This is a genomic window from Bacillus sp. REN16 (assembly GCF_020731355.1).
GTDB lineage: Bacteria > Bacillota > Bacilli > Bacillales > Bacillaceae_L > Ferdinandcohnia.
In genome coordinates, this window is record NZ_JAJFZK010000021.1 from 1 (window position 1) to 16,016 (window position 16,016).

Sequence of the window (16,016 nt, forward strand, 5' to 3'; positions counted from 1 at the left end):
ATACTTATCTCAAGTATTGCCATTTTGGAGGTGTTTTATATTGTCTCACTATTTTAGGTTAGTCCAACCTTACCAATTATGGTAAAGGTCTTTTTTTTACGCAAGCCTAGGGTAATTTTGTTGTCTTAACGCCTCATAGACGAGAATCGCTGCGGTATTTGCTAAGTTTAGGGAGCGAACCTTTTCTGTCATTGGAAGACGTACAGCCCGGTCTTTGTTGCTGTCAACCAGGTCCTTCGGCAGACCCGTTGTTTCTCTTCCAAATACAAAGAAATAGTCTTTTTGTGCATCGCTATAATCAAAGGAAGAATGCGTTTTTTCACCAAATTTTGTGATGAAATAAAACTCTCCATCCTTATATGTTGAATAAAGTGCCTCTAATGAATCATAATAATGAATCTTTACAAACTCCCAGTAGTCTAATCCCGCACGCTTCAGCATTTTGTCTTCAGTTGAAAAGCCAAGTGGTCGAATTAAATGTAAGGTTGTATTTGTTCCTGCACATGTCCGTGCGATATTCCCAGTATTTGCAGGGAGTTCGGGTTGGTATAATACGACGTGTAGTCCCACTTTCTTTCACCTCAAACGTTATTATATCAGAATCAGTCAGTTATTTGTGATATGAAAAAACTTGTACTTGATATTTGGTGTATACGCCGTTGAATCATAGTAAGACCAATACCTCATCCGACTGTTCTGTGTCTGGGCATTGACGAGCGGATAGCCTTCAAAGTCCTTTGCCACGACGATCGTGTTGTGATTAAAGCGACCGTCTCCCTCAAAGTCATAGCAAATGATATCTCCTAATAGCAGTTCCTTAGGAGAGGACATCTCTTTTGCTTGAAGACCTCTTTTGGATCCGGCTAAATACCACCTTAATGAATTAGCAACAGACCAGCTATAACTCCAATTGTTATTTTGCATCCACCAGCCTTTACTGCGATTCGGGTATCCATACATCGGTGCACCACCTGCGTGGAGGCATTGCGAAATAAAGTTCGTACAGTTGTCTGTGAACTTTTTATATTTTGGATTGTAGTCATTCCACCAACGTTCTGCATATTGGACCGCATCAAGTCGGTTATATTTAAATTCTCGTGTATCTTCTTCTGGGGTGTCCCGCTCCATGGTTTCATATTGGGTATCCGTTTCCTTTGGAACCTCTTCATCACTTATTAATTTATTTAATGTAAATACAGCTTTTCTTTCCTCACAATGCTCCTCAATGTACAGATTTTTATTTTGACGAATTAAATATTGATAATGAACCAGGTAGTTAAGATGCATTTTACCATCCACTTCATTTTTTCCAATGATTTGGCCCTTTGTATTGCATTTGACGATCTCAGCAAATCGTTTATCCATAAGCTCTTTTTTTCGTTGAATGAACTTAAGGTCTTGCTCTGGCAATTTTATAGAAGGAGCACTTCGTATGTTTCCAACTAATAATTGAGCTTTTGCCTCCATTACCTTCGCTAAAGTCGACTTCATCAACAACACCACCTTCAAGCTGTGATATTACACAATATGAAAGGAAATGGATTTTAAGTAGGAAAATATTTAAGATGTAGGATTGCGTCATCTTTTCTGGACAGGGTTTGTTTCTTAAAGAAGAGGAATTAAAAAAGGATGCATCGTCGCATCCTTTTTTAGCTATTTAACATATTTAATCCTTTTTCGATCTCGTCTAGCACTTGATCGTCTTTTTCCTTCAAGCTCGCTTCTTTTAGTATTTCAACCGCGCTCTCGTCGCCGATTTTTCCAAGGGCCCACGCTGCTGTTCCACGTAGGACCGGTCTTGGGTCGTCCTTTAACACCTGTGTTAATTCAGGAATCGCACCAACATCTTTAAAGTGGCCTAATGCAATAATCGCGTTTCGCTGGATGGGCTTCTTTCCCCTCCATGAGCCAGATAACGGACCAAAGGTTTCCTTAAATTCACGATTGCTAATTGATAAAATCGGTTTTAACAGTGGTTTCACAACCTCTGGATTAGGTTCCATTTCTTCATGAAAATGGAAATCGATTCCTTTGTTTTTCGGACAAGCTGTCTGACAGGAGTCACAGCCATATAGCCGATTACCAATTTTGGTTCGAAACTCATCGGGTAAAAAGTCCTTTGTTTGCGTTAAAAAGCTGACACATCGCTGTGCATTAATTTGTCCGCCCTGCACCAATGCTCCCGTTGGACATGCATCCAGACATGCACGGCATGAACCACATTGATCTTCAATCGGTGTATCAGGAGCAAATGGTATATTCGTAACCATTTCCCCTAAATACACATATGAACCGAACTCTGGAGTAATGATTGCACAGTTCTTTCCGCTCCAGCCAATTCCAGCTCTTTCAGCCACAGCACGGTCAGATAATTCACCTGTATCTACCATAGATTGAAGCTTTGCATCGGGCAGTTTTTCTAAAATATACGACTCGAGCTTTTGTAGCCGATCACGCAAAATATGATGATAATCCTCTCCCCAAGAAGCACGAGCAAACATACCGCGACGCTCATTTCGTGTGCTTCTTGGTGCATCCTTGAGCTTTGCCGGATACGCCAAAGCAATCGCAATAATTGATTTTGCTCCAGGTAAAAGCAGCTCCGGATTTGTTCTTTTTTCAATATCCTTTGGTTCAAATCCTGACTGATAGCCTAGTTTCTGTTGTCGTAAAAGTCTTGATTTTAATTCCTCAAACGGGGATGCACTTGCAAAACCAATTTTATCGATTCCAATCGTTTTACTGTATTCAATTAACTCTTGTTGAAACTTTAATATATCCAATTTTGGAACCTCCTTTCTCTCATATAATAAGCCGTTCCATTTATCGAATCACTAGGATTTATGGTACACTATTTACAATAATTTTTGGAGGGATAATTGATGGAAATTCGAATTTCGCCACAATTAAAGGAACTTGTCCCCAATATCAAGGTGGGGATTATTCAATACGATCATATCGAAGTTGGCGATTCTCCACAAATGATTCGTGGTAGATTACAAACGTTTCAAGAGTCGCTCTTTTTCGATTTAGAGGACAAGCCTGTGACAAATATTGAAGGGATAGCCGAATGGAGAGATGTTTTTAAACAGGTTGGGACTGACCCTAATCGCTATCGTCCATCTGTGGAAGCCATGTACCGTCGGGTTCAAAAGCAAAACTTTTTGAATTCAATTCATTCCGCTGCTGACCTTAATAATTTCTTCTCGATTCAATACGAAATTCCAGTGGGGATATATGACACTGATAAAATCAACGGTGATATTGAAATTCGAGTTGGTCAACCTGAAGATGAGTACATGGGGATCAACGGCAGAGTCCTTTCGATGAAGGATAAAATTTTATCTGGTGATGACATTGGCGCGTTCGGAAGCCCATACGTCGATTCCCAGAGAACGGCCGTAACCGTTGAAACAAAAAATGCAATTCAGATTGTGTATTTGAAGCCTTCTCTGCAATTTGAGAGTGGTGAGAAATTGATCACTTCACTAGGGGCAATGTTTACACAGGTGCATGGCGGAACAGTTCAGGCTTTTGTTATTGAATAAAAGCCTGGTAAAAATGAAAAAACGCAACACTTCGTTTATCTAAGAAACGAAACACTGCGTTATATATGTATGGAGCGGGTGATGAGAATCGAACTCACGACATCAGCTTGGAAGGCTGAGGTTTTACCATTAAACTACACCCGCATATAGATATTAAGTTAATAAAAATTTCATTACGCTTATTGGCCTTACATGCCTCTTCCTCTACAAGCTTTTTCAAGAAGCGAATCCGTCGAGGCAACTCGAAGAAAATTCATTGAAGCTTTTGCTCGTGGCTGAGGTTTTACCATTAAACTACACCCGCATATTAAAATTTATTAAGTTTTTAAAAGATTATGTTAAAATTATAACAACCGTGCAAATATATTGCAAGATGTTTTTGTAACTTTTTGTCGAAGTATTTTTTTCGTTGACTACTTGAGTTATTATACACACTTGTAAATTTTATTGCAATAGTAACTCCAAAAAAATTTTTTCACGTTGTTTATGTCATTAACGTAACAAACCCTACAATTAATGTTTATTAAAATAATAAATATTTCAAGGACTCCCCCATTTTCCAAGGGAGTCCGTTTTTATTTTTCATAAAAATTTTTTGACTTTATAGATTAATAGGAGTAGATTTTATATATGTATATTCAAATAATCAGATATTCTATTATTCAGAAGGAAGGATAAAAATGCTACAAAAATGGGCTTTTTCAGGGAGATTTAAAGGGTATTCGATTCAATCATTTCAAAAGGATCTTATTTCTGGCGTCGTTGTTGGGATTATTGCGATTCCTCTGGGAATGGCATTCGCGATTGCTTCAGGCGTCAAACCTGAATATGGGATCTACACGACCATCATCGCGGGTATTCTTGTTTCACTCTTTGGAGGCTCTAAATACCAAATTGGGGGCCCAACAGGTGCTTTTATTCCGATTCTGTTCGGGGTGGTTGCAACCTATGGATTTGAAAATCTATTAATTGCGGGGTTTATGGCGGGGATCATTCTGTTCTTGATGGGGATTTTCAAATTGGGCTCTCTCATCAAATTTATCCCACGTCCCGTTACGATTGGTTTTACATCCGGTATCGCGATTATCATTTTTGTCGGGCAAGTACCGAATTTTTTAGGGCTTGATAAGATTAAGAAACATGAATTATTTTTGGATAATATGAGGGAAATTGTCCTCCATATTTCTGAAATCAATCTTTATAGCATTTTAACTGCTTCTGTTTGTTTAGCGGTACTGCTCTTAACTCCAAAGTTCTTCCCAAAAGTACCAGGCTCATTAATCGCCTTACTTATTTCAACGGGTATTGCGGCACTTTTTTATCCTACCCAGGTGGCGACGATTGGCTCAACGTTTGGTGACATTCCTAGTAAACTACCAAGCTTTCAATTTCCTGATATAACGTTTGAGCGCATAAAGCAACTGATTCAACCAGCGTTTGTGATTGCGATGTTAGGAGCAATTGAGTCGCTTCTTTCAGCCGTTGTCGCTGATGGAATGACAAACAGCAAGCATAATAGCAACCGCGAATTAGTCGGTCAAGGTCTTGCCAATATGGTTACTCCTTTGTTCGGTGGTATACCTGCAACAGGCGCAATTGCAAGAACCGCAACTAATATTAAAACAGGAGCCGTTTCCCCTTTTTCCGGTGTGATACACGGTGTCGTGGTTCTGCTTGTCTTACTTTTATTTGCTCCATATGCTTCAAAAATTCCGTTAGCAAGTATGGCACCGATTATTATGCTTGTTGCATGGAACATGAGTGAGCGTCGTGTTTTTTATCATGTATTACAAACAAAAACAGGAGACTCACTTGTGCTGGTTGTCACCTTTTTATTAACAGTCTTTATGAATTTAACGGTTGCGGTTCAGGTTGGACTGATTTTGGCCGTTGTTCTTTTTACTAAGCGAATGAGTGATATAATAGTGACAGAAAAAGCGTTGCCGAACCCGGAAATAAAGCATGAAAAAATGGATACTCATATTGTGACAGATTCACATGATTGTCCGCAAATTAGTATTTATAATGTTGAGGGACCTTTATTTTTTGGAGCTGCACAGGCTTTTGAACAACAAATTATGAAATCAATCAATTACAAGCCTGGGGTCCTTTTGTTACGACTTGCTAGAGTTCCGTTTATGGATACAACAGGTGAAGCGCGACTTGAAAGTATTGTAAAGGATTTTTCAAAGCATGGGATTGTCTTAATTTCAGGAATAAAAGAACAGCCTAAAAGCGTTCTTCAAAAAACGGGATTATATGAGATTATTGGGGAAGAGAACTTTTTTGATCATACAGGTGATGCTATTAATTATGCACTTACTCAGATTAATCACAATAAATGTTTGGGCTGCAGACATTTTGCATTTAAAGAATGTCAGATCCTGTCAGGCGTTGAGGAAAATGTGGGGAAGAAGAGAAGTGTTTCCCTGGGTTAATGCAGAAAGTGAGGTAAAACAGTGAATTTAGAAATGCAACAATTCAAGGCTGACTTTTTTAAAGCTCTTGCACATCCATTAAGAATACGAATCCTAGAGCTTCTTGCTGAGGGAGATAAAAATGTGAATGAAATTCAAACTCTAATCGGCAGTGAAGGGTCAGCTGTGTCCCAGCAACTAACTGTACTACGTGCTAAAAACATTGTGTATGGAACAAAGGATGGCAATCGTGTCATCTACTCGCTTAGAGATCCAATGATTGTTGAGCTTCTTTCAGTAGCAAAACAGATTTTTAATAATCATCTTGTTAATACAATTTCCCTCCTTGATAAAATCGGGGAAGATGTAAAGGATAGTTCGCAATGAACTATCCTTTTATTCAGGCAAAAATTCCTCGCCAAAATTTTCTAAAATAAATCTTCTTTCCTCTGCTTCGTTCATTAATCCATACGCTTTTCCGGTATTTCCATTTTGATAACCCCAAAAATAATTATGATCCACATCTGCTAAGCTGAAATCTCCATTTTTCCATCGTTCTAAAATGGCCAATAACTCTTCTTTTCTAGCAAAATCACTATTAGAGACGATATCAAAAATTTCATTGATGGTTTCGGGAATCATTGGTTTTGCGCCCCATTTTTTGTCGGCTTTAACCTTTTGATGGGTCATATGATGCATCGCTTCTATAACTTCTCGTTCTTCCGGTGATTCACTTAAATTCAGATCGTATGTAACTCCACCGATCTTCTTGGTCTGTTCCTTAAATTCATCCACTTTACTGGCCTGCTTTGATGAAGAAGCTGCCTTCTGAGTGTCATTGCCGTCGAACATTTTATATACACTATACGTTAGTCCAATCGTGGCACCTATTAAAATCACAAAAAAGATAATCCATATCCAAGTTTTCATTATTTCCTCCAAAAAATTCCTATATTCTTACTTTTTAGTATGATGTATCCAATTTAAATTTTAGCATAAAATACATGGTTAGACGGTGTATTTAGTATTGTATAAGTATTGGAATAGCAAAAATAGGTAAAAATACCTATAAACAAATCGGAGGTATAGTTGATTGAGTCTTGGTGAGTGGGCGTATCTCATTTTATTTCTTATAGGACTATTCATTTTAGGTATTGCATGTTGGAAATCTAAATCATTTGAGATAATCATTTTGTATTTTACCGTTGCAGGAGTTACACTTTTATTCGATTACTTCATCTATCTTTGGGGAAACGCTTATGTTTATCAGCTTAATGTGTTACATCATGAGGCAGACTCACATTTAGGTGCAATGGTTAATGGTCTTTTACTTCCAGCTTTTGCTGCTCTTTTTGTCGTTATGAGGCGAAAGTGGTACTGGAGCATCCCGTTGGCACTATTTTTCACACTTATTGAGCTCATTTTTTCGAAATGGGGGATTTTTAAAACCAATTGGTGGAGTCCTTGGTACACGGTTGCTGGTCTATTCATTTATTTTCCTGTTGCAAGATTATGGTGGAATCATCTAGAAAAGAAATCGATTCACTTTGGTACGTTACTTTTATCATTTTATGGAATATTTATTCCACTACATTTTCTTTTACACGCCGTTTTAAAAATGCGAACTTATCATGTTGAGTGGATCGAGCAACTACATCGTGGCAGTTCAGCAATAACAACATTTACTGGTCTTATTTTTGCGATTGTACTTGCCTATTTGAGTATTAGCAAGGCAAGGAATGGTTGGTTTCTTTTTATCGCAGTAAGCTATATTGCGTATGATATGGTATTGAAATATGTTGACGTTGTAAAAGCCGAGCATACTGTACTTGACTCAGTATTAAGCTTTCTTACCTTCTTCCTCGCCTATCTATTTGTACGATATGCAGATCGGAAAATCAAAGTCCTTGTAAATAAGTCATGATAAATTTAAAGGCGCCTGTTCATTTTATGTTCAGGCGCCTTCCCTCTTTTAATGCTTAGTTCGCTGGTTAAAATCTCGCTCGATTTCTTCCTTCCAGCTTCGGTCAATTTTCTTTCCACTTCGAAGATTAGTAACAGCTTCACTTACCATTTGATAATTCAATTGTGTTCCTTGTTCATCAGCGTGGTAATCCACCGCAAAATCCTCATCAATTCCAAATTCGGCAGCGGTTGAAACGGCATCTATATTCGCACCTAAAAACATAAATTCCCAGCCATATTTTTCTTTTTGATGCTGCACCATTTTTTTGATTTTTTCTGCTGTAAATTCTCGGCTTGCATTTTCCATACCGTCTGTTGTAATCACAAAAAGAACTTTTTCAGCCTGTTCTTCTTTACTAGTATGTTTTTGAACATTGTTTATTTTTTGGATTGTAAACCCGATTGCGTCTAAGAATGCAGTTGTTCCATTAACCTCGTAGTCTTCAGCGGTAATTGGTGAAATCCCTTTTGCATTTATACGATCATGTAATAATTCATAATGATGATTGAATAAAACGGTGGTGACATAGGCATCGCCGTCTGCCATCTTTTGCTTTTTAAGCATTGCATTATAACCGCCTATTGTATCAGCTTCAAGTCCAGCCATTGAGCCACTTTTATCTAAAATATACACTAATTCTGTTTTCATCTTGTTATCCTCCGTTCTGTTTTTAATCACATGGTTAGGATAACAAGTTTTAAAAAGGAATGGGTCGCTTCAAAAGCGACATTTTATGCTCCAAGTAATGGTTGGTCAAACATGAATAAAGCTTCATTGATTTCGTGAATATTATAATTTGATTCATTTATGAAGTATTCGATGATGACATCAAATTTGCTGCTATGGGTTAATGTGTAGCCGGCAGCTGAAAGTAAATGAATGGTTTCATCAACATTTAATTGTAAGGCAATGGCAAAAGCAATTGCCGTTTTCTTTTTAGGTGTGTAGTCCACTTCATTGCGAATTTTAGAGAATAGTCGACGGTCAATATTCGCTCTTTTGTACGTCTCTACATCCGTCATACCTCTAGCATCAATTAAACGAAAAAGTCTATTAGAAAATGATTCATCTAAATGGTTAACTAGATCCGCTAAATTGCTGTGAACATGACGGCTTTCTTCGATTTCGTACAGTTCTTCAGGCACGTCCTGTATAGGTTCAGCGCTATACAATTCTATGTTTCTGGAACGGCTAAACGTTGTTTCCGTTTCATCTACATAATGTTCATCAATATATTGATGAATGGAGGTAAATAGCTTTTGGCTAACGCCAAAGGATGCTTTATCGAAAACGACAAGGTAAATAAGCATATCGTGTTCCATTAAAAATGAGCTAATCATAGAAACTGCGATTTGTAAGGCTTCCTCTTTCGGATAGCCATAAATTCCAGTGGATATAAGTGGAAACGCAATTGATTCGCATTTATGGTGCATCGCTAGTTCTAAAGAATGATAATAGGAGGATTGAAGAAGTTTAGCTTCATTCTTAGAACCCCCCTGCCACATTGGTCCTGGAGTATGAATGATGTATGTTGATGGCAGCTTAAAAGCTTTTGTAATCACCGCTTGTCCTACCTGGCAGCTGCCAATTTCATCACATGCCGCTTGAAGTTCTTCTGCTCCAGCTGCCCGAAAAATCGCTCCGCACACCCCACCACCCATCTTCAGCTGGATGTTTGCGGCATTCACAATCGCATCAACTTTCATTTGGGTAATATCATTTCGAACAATCTCTAATGGCATATTTGTTAACTCCTTTCACACGGGACACAGGGACAAGTTTGCTGTCCCCATCAAATATGGTTTTGGGATGCGGGACTTGTCCCACCGTCCCTCTCTAGGATGGCTATGAATTCTTGAAGAGCTTTGGTTTGGAATGGGGAATTCGTGATGTACGAGAATTGTCTTATGTACGGTAATCCCGGAAATCCCACAATTTTAAGGGTGCCATGTTGCAGTTCTTTTCGAACAGTTAGCTGTGATAATAAGCTAACTCCTAACCCTGATTCAACTGCTTCTTTTATTGCTTGTGTGCTTCCGAAGGTTATGATGTTTTTCGGAGAAATCTTCAGTAGTTTAAAAATATTTTCGCCTGCTTCCCTAGTACCGGAGCCCTCTTCGCGCAATACCCATGCAACATCTTCCAGCTCTGTTGTGGTTACTTCTTCATTATTCCGAACCAACGGATGGTGGATTGATGCAATGATTATCATATGGTCTTCAGCAAAATCTTGATTTCCCATTTGTTTCTCCTTTTTTAATTGACCCTCTATAATCCCAATATCTATTTGATGAGTTCTCACTAGCTCTGCAACTATTTCGGTATTTCCAATTGTCACTGTGGGCTTGATGTCGGGGTATTGTGTTTTCATTTCCGCAATTAAATGCGGCAGGACATATTCACCAAATGTATAGCTTGCCCCAATTGAGAGAGGACCCTTTACCTGATTTGTTAAGTCATCTAGCAAGCTTCCCATTTTCGTATACAAACCAACAATTTCCTTCGCATGATGGTAAACAATTTCACCTGCTTTTGTTACACGTACATATTTGTTGGTTCGGTCAAGAAGTCTGACTCCCAGGTTTTCTTCAATTGTGCGGATATACTGGCTGACTGCGGGCTGTGTCATATGTAAATCATCTGCTGCTCGTGAGAAATTCTTATTTTCTACAACCGATATAAAAACCTGTAATTGTTGGTCCAACTTTCTATCCCTCCTTCGCTCTATTATAACATTTTACTTATTATAAGAATCACAGATACTTATTTTCCTTATATAAACATCACATATATAGTAAAGATAGGGGGTGTTTGTAATGGGATTACCCAAATTTAATACACAAGAAGAATTCCAAAAGACATTAGGTACGAAGACGGCTTGGAGTGCTGGGGTTGCTTTTACATTTCTTATTTCATTTCTAGGATATTTGCTTGCGTTGATACCAGGATTTAATCACGTCGGACAATTAGCATGTGCGATTATCATCGCAGTTGCGTATCGGCAATTCTTTGGTTATCCCGAAGCTTTAAAACCTGGAATAATCTTCTCATCAAAGCATTTACTACGAACTGCAATTATTTTATACGGATTAAAATTAAACATGGCGGTTGTCTTACAAGATGGGGTCTGGCTCTTACTTCGTGATGCTGGTGTGATTAGCTTTTCCATTTTAACAACAATTGGGCTTGCGAAATTATTCAAAGCTGACAAAAAGATTTCTTTTTTATTGGGAGTTGGAACTGGAGTTTGCGGTGCAGCTGCCATAGCCGCGGTTGCGCCAATTGTAAAGTCAAAGGACGAGGATACAGCAATTAGTGTCGGTATCATTGCATTAATGGGAACTGTATTTTCAATTATTTATATCATTCTTCGCCCATTTTTACCATTAGATGCCCTTCAATATGGGTTATGGTCAGGAACAAGCCTGCACGAAGTTGCTCATGTGGCACTTGCAACAGCTCCAGCAGGTAACGATGCGATTGCAATTGGTATGCTTGCAAAATTAGGGCGCGTCTTTTTGCTTATCCCGCTTTGCTTTATTTTAATTGCGATTATGAAGTATAAAAATAGAGAGTCAACAGGTTCAAAGATTGAATTTCCTTGGTTTTTAGTAGGATTTATCGTTTTTAGTGTTCTAGGAAGCTATGTATTTGGCCATTTCATTCCAGTATCAGATTATGTGATGGATGGACTCTTTACACTAACTACCTGGCTGTTGACCGCAGCAATGGTCGGCCTCGGGTTGAATGTTAGTTTAAAAGAATTGAGGACAAAAGCATTACCGCCACTTGTCGCAATGTCATTCACTTCGGTTGCACTTTCTGTTATTGTTTACTTTATTGTTTGATAGGGTCAGAGGGACAGGTTCTGTCCCACGACCCCTTTCCTTTATTGATATATTTCCTTTTCAAACGTTTCACCATTACTATATATGACCTTCATTACTAGTCTAATATCTTCATATTTATCAACCTGATTAAGGTGGAAAAACCGTTCCATGTTTTCTGATCCGTTTTCCTCGATCCCTTGAAGCTCTTCTTCTCCGATTAGCGTATTTCCTTTATATTTTAGAAGAATGGCCTTTTCCACGTACATCGATTTATCATCAACTAAATAATTGATCAAGGTAATATCTAATTTTGAGTTAAAAAGATGAACATCTGTCTGGATACTTCCATAAAAGCTTGATCTCAAATCTTCTAAAAATTCTTGTTGAATCTCACTGCTTTTTACAAGGTCATCATGGGAAATGGTCACATAAAAATTAATCGTATTTTGGAGACCTTCAATTGCTTCTTTTTCTGAAACCTCTTCACTATAATAGGAATCCGAAGTGATCTGACCAATCCGCCATTGTGGTTCTTTTTCAAATTCAAATGGAAGCATTACCTGAAAAAGTCCGTTCTGTACTTCTTCTGCGGGGAGGGATGTATATACCTCACCATCACCACCGAAAGAATAATGAAACTCTACCATTGAATTATTTTGAAGCTCTTTTACCTGCCAATTAAACGTGGCTATCGCTTCACCGTCTTTTATTTTTTTGTTATCAATCTGCATCGAGATCGTACTTATCCAGCTTTGTTCATTTTTAAATTCTTCAAGTGCATTGTAGACCACACTTGCTTGATTCTCAACTCGATAAGATATGTCTTGCTGAAGACCAGAAATATAACCTGCCTGCTCCTCAAGCTGATTTACTTTAAATAATAACGTAAAATTCAACACCAAACTCCCAGCCAACGCCAGAACTACAAAAATCCGAATATACCTATCGATCCCCATCATCTCCCCTATAAAAAAATCTGTATAATAACAGCTTATTCTCCCTACATTAAATATAACAAAACAATGGGTCAAAGGGACAGGTTCATTGTCCCGCTACAAATATAAAAATGAGACGGGGAACCCTCCAAATGAAAATTCGTTTTGGTTATGTCGCTAATGCACTAGGCCTGTGGGATGCAAGTCCTTCTAAATCATTAACATTTACACGGTATGCAGCACTTCCGAAGGACGAACGAATGGATAAACTCAAATTCGTTACTGCGCAGAATCTACTTCATACAAAAAGGATTTTACACTATAATATCGCACATGAAATTGAGCTCTACCGGCTTTCAAGCTCACTCGTTCCGTTAGCCACCCATCCTGAAGTGATGTGGGACTACATCACCCCATTCAAGAGAGAATGGGACGAGCTTGCACAGCTCATCAATCAATATAAAATGAGGGTTAGCTTTCATCCCAATCAGTTCACCCTTTTCACAAGTCCAAGGGATGAAGTCACGGAAAATGCGATTATCGACATGGAGTTTCACTATAAGATGCTTGAAGCATTGAAAGCTTTGGAAAAAGGAATCCTTAATATACATATTGGCGGCGCCTATGGTGATAAAGAAAAATCATTAGTTCGATTCCAACAAAACCTCAAACAATTACCAGGTAACATCAAGTATCAAATGACACTCGAAAATGATGATAAGACGTATAATGTCGAGGAAACACTGCTTGCTTGTGAAAAGGAAAACATCCCGATGATTCTGGATTATCACCACCACATGGCGAACAACGATGGGATTGATCTCACACTCCATTTAGAGCGTATTTTTCAAACATGGAGCAACAGAAAAACAGTCCCAAAAGTACATATTTCATCACCCAAATCAGATAAAGCCTACCGTTCACATGCTGATTTTGTATCACTGGAGTTTATCATGCCCTTTTTAAAAATGGCTAAAGACCTTAATCATGACTTCGATATTATGATTGAAGCGAAACAAAAGAACCTTGCCATGCACAAGCTCGTGGAAGACATCTCCTCAATAAGAGGGGTGAAACGAATCTCTGGATCAGCAGTGGAGTGGTAGGGTCTTCATGTCGCTGTTCTATAAGTACATAAAAATGGAGGTGAACTGCGGTGACAATGGTGCTTCTTGGATATGTGGCAATGAGTACAGAACTGAAAAATGCGTCTCCCTCAAAAACGATGACATTCGCTCAATTTCAAAAAATAGACGACCGTGAAGCAGCGATTCGGAAATTGGAGCGTATCGCATTAACAAATCTTCAAAATACCCTAAGGCTGTTAAAGCATAATGCAGCATCTGACATTCATTTCTACCGACTCACTTCTCGCCTCATTCCATTAGCTAATCATGAAGAGCTTCTCGATTGGAATTATATGAAACCATTAAAATCGAGTCTTCGGGAAATTGGGGATTTTGCAAAGGAACATGGTATTCGTATTGATTTTCATCCGGATCACTTTGTACTGATTAATTCTCCTCAAACAGACATTTTAAAAAACTCAATACGTACGTTGAAGCTTCACTATCTCTTATTAAAGGCAATGGGAATTGAGCCAATTCATCGCTGTGTTATGCATGTCGGTGGAAACTATAAAGAAACAGATGTATCACTTGAACGTTTCGTTACCAATTGGATGGAAGTTCCTGCGAAAATTCAAAAATTGATGATGCTGGAAAATGATGATACATCTTTTACCCTGGAAGATACCCTTTATCTATGCGAAAAATTAAATATTCCACTTGTATTTGATTATCACCACCACTTAGCTCACCATCAAAATCCCAATTGGGAAAATCATTGGGCTCGTGTGGTACAGACATGGCAGCATTCACCACTTCCGATCAAAATGCATATTTCAAGTCCAAAGGGTCCGGAAACCTTTCGTCATCATGCTGACTATGTCGATATCGATATGTTTTTTACATTTTTAAAAGAAATAAAAGGAAGTGTGCCACAAATCGACTGTATGATTGAAGCCAAGCAAAAAGACGCAGCCCTCTTTAAACTAATTGCGGAAATCAAAACGAGGGATGACGTAGAAATGATTGATGGCTCTTCCTTTTATTTGAAATAACTACTCACCATTTCTTAAAGGAGATTTGGAATACTCCTTTGAAAAACAAAAAAGCTACCGTACTTTGGTAGCTTTATTTTTTTTTTAGTCTTGAGCAAGCTTATCTCTATTTAGTGCAACAGGAGGTTTCTCCATCCACTCATTTTTTATCAAAAAGTTTTTTATATTTTCTTCATATTGATACACATCTGCAATTATCTTTGCATATGTAGTTTTTAAATCTTTTCGGATACTTACTGCTGCACTATATCCATAACTGGCGATACCATCACGATTAAGTTGGTCTAATTGATAAGATATTAATTTATCTGAAAAAGGAGATGTTTTACCATCCAAAACATTCGTATCCCAAGTCATTGAAATAGGCAAATCATTTTGAACTAAAATATCACCTAATTTGTCTATAATATTTAAAGATAATTCTTTTCCATGTTGCAATAAACTCATTAATTGCTGATTAGATGTAGATTGTATAAATCCAATTAATAAGTTTTTACCAATATAATTCATAAAAACATTTTTGTGTAGCTCATTTGCTTCTCTTGCCGTTAATTCTCGATTATCATTAAAGAAGTTACCCAAAAATCCTTTATCTGCAATTGGGTTTGTTTCATGAGTGGAGGTAATTGAAGGAGGTCTTACAAATACTCCCTTTTCTAATAGAATAGTTGTTGTACGTTCAAATAAATTTGAAACGTTTTTTAATCGTTCATGGAAAAAATTGCGGATATCCTCCCTTACTGAATCGGATAGTGCCATACTTGTTAAGGACATTCCAATTTTAGACATATTATTTAAATAAAATAGTATAAAAACATCCGTATACATCTTAGGGGCATTTGGGTTTAAATCATCTTTAATGTTAAAGCCTTTAGGGATTGGATAGTTTTCACTTCGTAGAACAGATTCAAAAAATTGTACAGCAGATTTAGAAATAGAAACCGCCTCACTACAAAGAGATTTAACTTCTTCTAGTTCTGATGTTAGGGTAAGATACTCCAAAACAACATTTGACATACTATTATTCATGAACTGTTCCCAACAGTGTGCTAACTCACCCGCAGTTAACTTTGCAGCCTTTTTATTATCCATATAATCAATTCCTTTTTAAGATTAATTTTATATTCTATAACAAGTATCTGGTATTTTTTTATCAATTATGTATTATTGCATGGAAAAGAAAATTAATAATTTTTTG

At 37.7% G+C, this 16,016-nt stretch carries 16 protein-coding genes and 1 tRNA gene; 7 read left to right on the plus strand and 10 right to left on the minus strand.

Annotated elements, in window-relative coordinates:
- Window positions 1-96: 96 nt before the first annotated feature.
- The 3 genes from trmL to queG form a co-directional block, all read right to left on the minus strand.
- Window positions 97-570 (minus strand): tRNA (uridine(34)/cytosine(34)/5-carboxymethylaminomethyluridine(34)-2'-O)-methyltransferase TrmL, encoded by a 474-nt coding sequence (gene trmL / locus LKW28_RS20025; protein ID WP_229142193.1) that lies wholly within the window; start codon window positions 568-570, stop codon window positions 97-99.
- 36 nt (window positions 571-606) lie between these two features.
- Complete coding sequence (locus LKW28_RS20030; RefSeq protein ID WP_229142194.1) at window positions 607-1,491, minus strand: amidase domain-containing protein; 885 nt, start codon at window positions 1,489-1,491, stop codon at window positions 607-609.
- Window positions 1,492-1,649: 158 nt separating this feature from the next.
- Window positions 1,650-2,783: a tRNA epoxyqueuosine(34) reductase QueG gene (gene queG, locus LKW28_RS20035; protein ID WP_229142195.1), complete on the minus strand. Its 1,134-nt coding sequence runs from the start codon at window positions 2,781-2,783 to the stop codon at window positions 1,650-1,652.
- 99 nt (window positions 2,784-2,882) lie between these two features.
- Between queG and LKW28_RS20040 the strand changes: the two genes are divergently transcribed.
- The gene (locus tag LKW28_RS20040) at window positions 2,883-3,548 is read left to right on the plus strand and encodes a B3/4 domain-containing protein (protein ID WP_229142196.1); all 666 of its coding nucleotides are present in this window, start codon (window positions 2,883-2,885) and stop codon (window positions 3,546-3,548) included.
- Window positions 3,549-3,618: 70 nt separating this feature from the next.
- On the opposite strand, the gene LKW28_RS20045 is transcribed toward LKW28_RS20040, so the two are convergent.
- Window positions 3,619-3,692, minus strand: a tRNA-Gly gene (locus tag LKW28_RS20045).
- Between the two features lie 536 nt (window positions 3,693-4,228).
- On the opposite strand from LKW28_RS20045, the gene LKW28_RS20050 reads away from it, so the two are divergent.
- Together LKW28_RS20050 and LKW28_RS20055 are read left to right on the plus strand one after the other, a co-directional pair.
- The gene (locus tag LKW28_RS20050) at window positions 4,229-5,986 is read left to right on the plus strand and encodes a SulP family inorganic anion transporter (protein ID WP_229142197.1); all 1,758 of its coding nucleotides are present in this window, start codon (window positions 4,229-4,231) and stop codon (window positions 5,984-5,986) included.
- 21 nt (window positions 5,987-6,007) lie between these two features.
- On the plus strand, window positions 6,008-6,352 hold the full coding sequence (locus tag LKW28_RS20055) for an ArsR/SmtB family transcription factor (protein ID WP_229142198.1): 345 nt from the start codon (window positions 6,008-6,010) through the stop codon (window positions 6,350-6,352).
- 9 nt (window positions 6,353-6,361) lie between these two features.
- Here the strand turns inward: LKW28_RS20055 and LKW28_RS20060 are convergent, their stop codons facing one another.
- Window positions 6,362-6,895 (minus strand): DUF6241 domain-containing protein, encoded by a 534-nt coding sequence (locus LKW28_RS20060; RefSeq protein WP_229142199.1) that lies wholly within the window; start codon window positions 6,893-6,895, stop codon window positions 6,362-6,364.
- 163 nt (window positions 6,896-7,058) lie between these two features.
- Here LKW28_RS20060 and LKW28_RS20065 point away from each other — a divergent pair, with 163 nt between their 5' ends.
- Entirely contained in the window at window positions 7,059-7,889 is an 831-nt protein-coding gene (locus LKW28_RS20065; protein ID WP_229142200.1) for a hypothetical protein, read from the plus strand.
- Window positions 7,890-7,937: 48 nt separating this feature from the next.
- Here the strand turns inward: LKW28_RS20065 and LKW28_RS20070 are convergent, their stop codons facing one another.
- From LKW28_RS20070 to LKW28_RS20080, 3 genes are all read right to left on the minus strand, one after another.
- Window positions 7,938-8,579, minus strand: a complete 642-nt coding sequence (locus LKW28_RS20070) for a vWA domain-containing protein (protein ID WP_229142201.1) — start codon at window positions 8,577-8,579, stop codon at window positions 7,938-7,940.
- A gap of 83 nt (window positions 8,580-8,662) precedes the next feature.
- A complete protein-coding gene (locus LKW28_RS20075) occupies window positions 8,663-9,673 on the minus strand; it encodes a macro domain-containing protein (protein WP_229142202.1) in 1,011 nt (336 codons plus the stop codon).
- Between the two features lie 50 nt (window positions 9,674-9,723).
- Window positions 9,724-10,635: a LysR family transcriptional regulator gene (locus LKW28_RS20080; RefSeq protein ID WP_229142203.1), complete on the minus strand. Its 912-nt coding sequence runs from the start codon at window positions 10,633-10,635 to the stop codon at window positions 9,724-9,726.
- A 112-nt stretch (window positions 10,636-10,747) separates the two neighbouring features.
- On the opposite strand from LKW28_RS20080, the gene LKW28_RS20085 reads away from it, so the two are divergent.
- Window positions 10,748-11,779 carry a YeiH family protein gene (locus LKW28_RS20085; RefSeq protein ID WP_229142204.1) on the plus strand — a complete coding sequence of 344 codons (1,032 nt, stop codon included), beginning with the start codon at window positions 10,748-10,750 and terminating at the stop codon, window positions 11,777-11,779.
- Between the two features lie 41 nt (window positions 11,780-11,820).
- Here LKW28_RS20085 and LKW28_RS20090 read toward each other — a convergent pair whose 3' ends face one another.
- Complete coding sequence (locus LKW28_RS20090; RefSeq protein ID WP_229142205.1) at window positions 11,821-12,657, minus strand: hypothetical protein; 837 nt, start codon at window positions 12,655-12,657, stop codon at window positions 11,821-11,823.
- Window positions 12,658-12,848: 191 nt separating this feature from the next.
- On the opposite strand from LKW28_RS20090, the gene uvsE (LKW28_RS20095) reads away from it, so the two are divergent.
- Together uvsE (LKW28_RS20095) and uvsE (LKW28_RS20100) are read left to right on the plus strand one after the other, a co-directional pair.
- A complete protein-coding gene (uvsE, locus tag LKW28_RS20095) occupies window positions 12,849-13,802 on the plus strand; it encodes a UV DNA damage repair endonuclease UvsE (protein WP_229142206.1) in 954 nt (317 codons plus the stop codon).
- A 50-nt stretch (window positions 13,803-13,852) separates the two neighbouring features.
- On the plus strand, window positions 13,853-14,818 hold the full coding sequence (uvsE, locus tag LKW28_RS20100; protein ID WP_229142207.1) for a UV DNA damage repair endonuclease UvsE: 966 nt from the start codon (window positions 13,853-13,855) through the stop codon (window positions 14,816-14,818).
- Between the two features lie 84 nt (window positions 14,819-14,902).
- Here the strand turns inward: uvsE (LKW28_RS20100) and LKW28_RS20105 are convergent, their stop codons facing one another.
- Entirely contained in the window at window positions 14,903-15,910 is a 1,008-nt protein-coding gene (locus LKW28_RS20105) for a DUF3231 family protein (RefSeq protein WP_229142208.1), read from the minus strand.
- Window positions 15,911-16,016: the final 106 nt, after the last annotated feature.

What these genes read in the sequence shown, in the direction of transcription:
- LKW28_RS20040 (WP_229142196.1), top strand. Translation starts at nt 2,883, where the DNA reads ATGGAAATTCGAATTTCGCCACAATTAAAGGAACTTGTCCCCAATATC.
- LKW28_RS20085 (WP_229142204.1), top strand. Translation starts at nt 10,748, where the DNA reads ATGGGATTACCCAAATTTAATACACAAGAAGAATTCCAAAAGACATTA.
- LKW28_RS20050 (WP_229142197.1), top strand. Translation starts at nt 4,229, where the DNA reads ATGCTACAAAAATGGGCTTTTTCAGGGAGATTTAAAGGGTATTCGATT.
- LKW28_RS20030 (WP_229142194.1), bottom strand. Translation starts at nt 1,491, where the DNA reads ATGAAGTCGACTTTAGCGAAGGTAATGGAGGCAAAAGCTCAATTATTA.
- uvsE (WP_229142206.1), top strand. Translation starts at nt 12,849, where the DNA reads ATGAAAATTCGTTTTGGTTATGTCGCTAATGCACTAGGCCTGTGGGAT.
- LKW28_RS20105 (WP_229142208.1), bottom strand. Translation starts at nt 15,910, where the DNA reads ATGGATAATAAAAAGGCTGCAAAGTTAACTGCGGGTGAGTTAGCACAC.
- LKW28_RS20070 (WP_229142201.1), bottom strand. Translation starts at nt 8,579, where the DNA reads ATGAAAACAGAATTAGTGTATATTTTAGATAAAAGTGGCTCAATGGCT.
- LKW28_RS20060 (WP_229142199.1), bottom strand. Translation starts at nt 6,895, where the DNA reads ATGAAAACTTGGATATGGATTATCTTTTTTGTGATTTTAATAGGTGCC.
- LKW28_RS20075 (WP_229142202.1), bottom strand. Translation starts at nt 9,673, where the DNA reads ATGCCATTAGAGATTGTTCGAAATGATATTACCCAAATGAAAGTTGAT.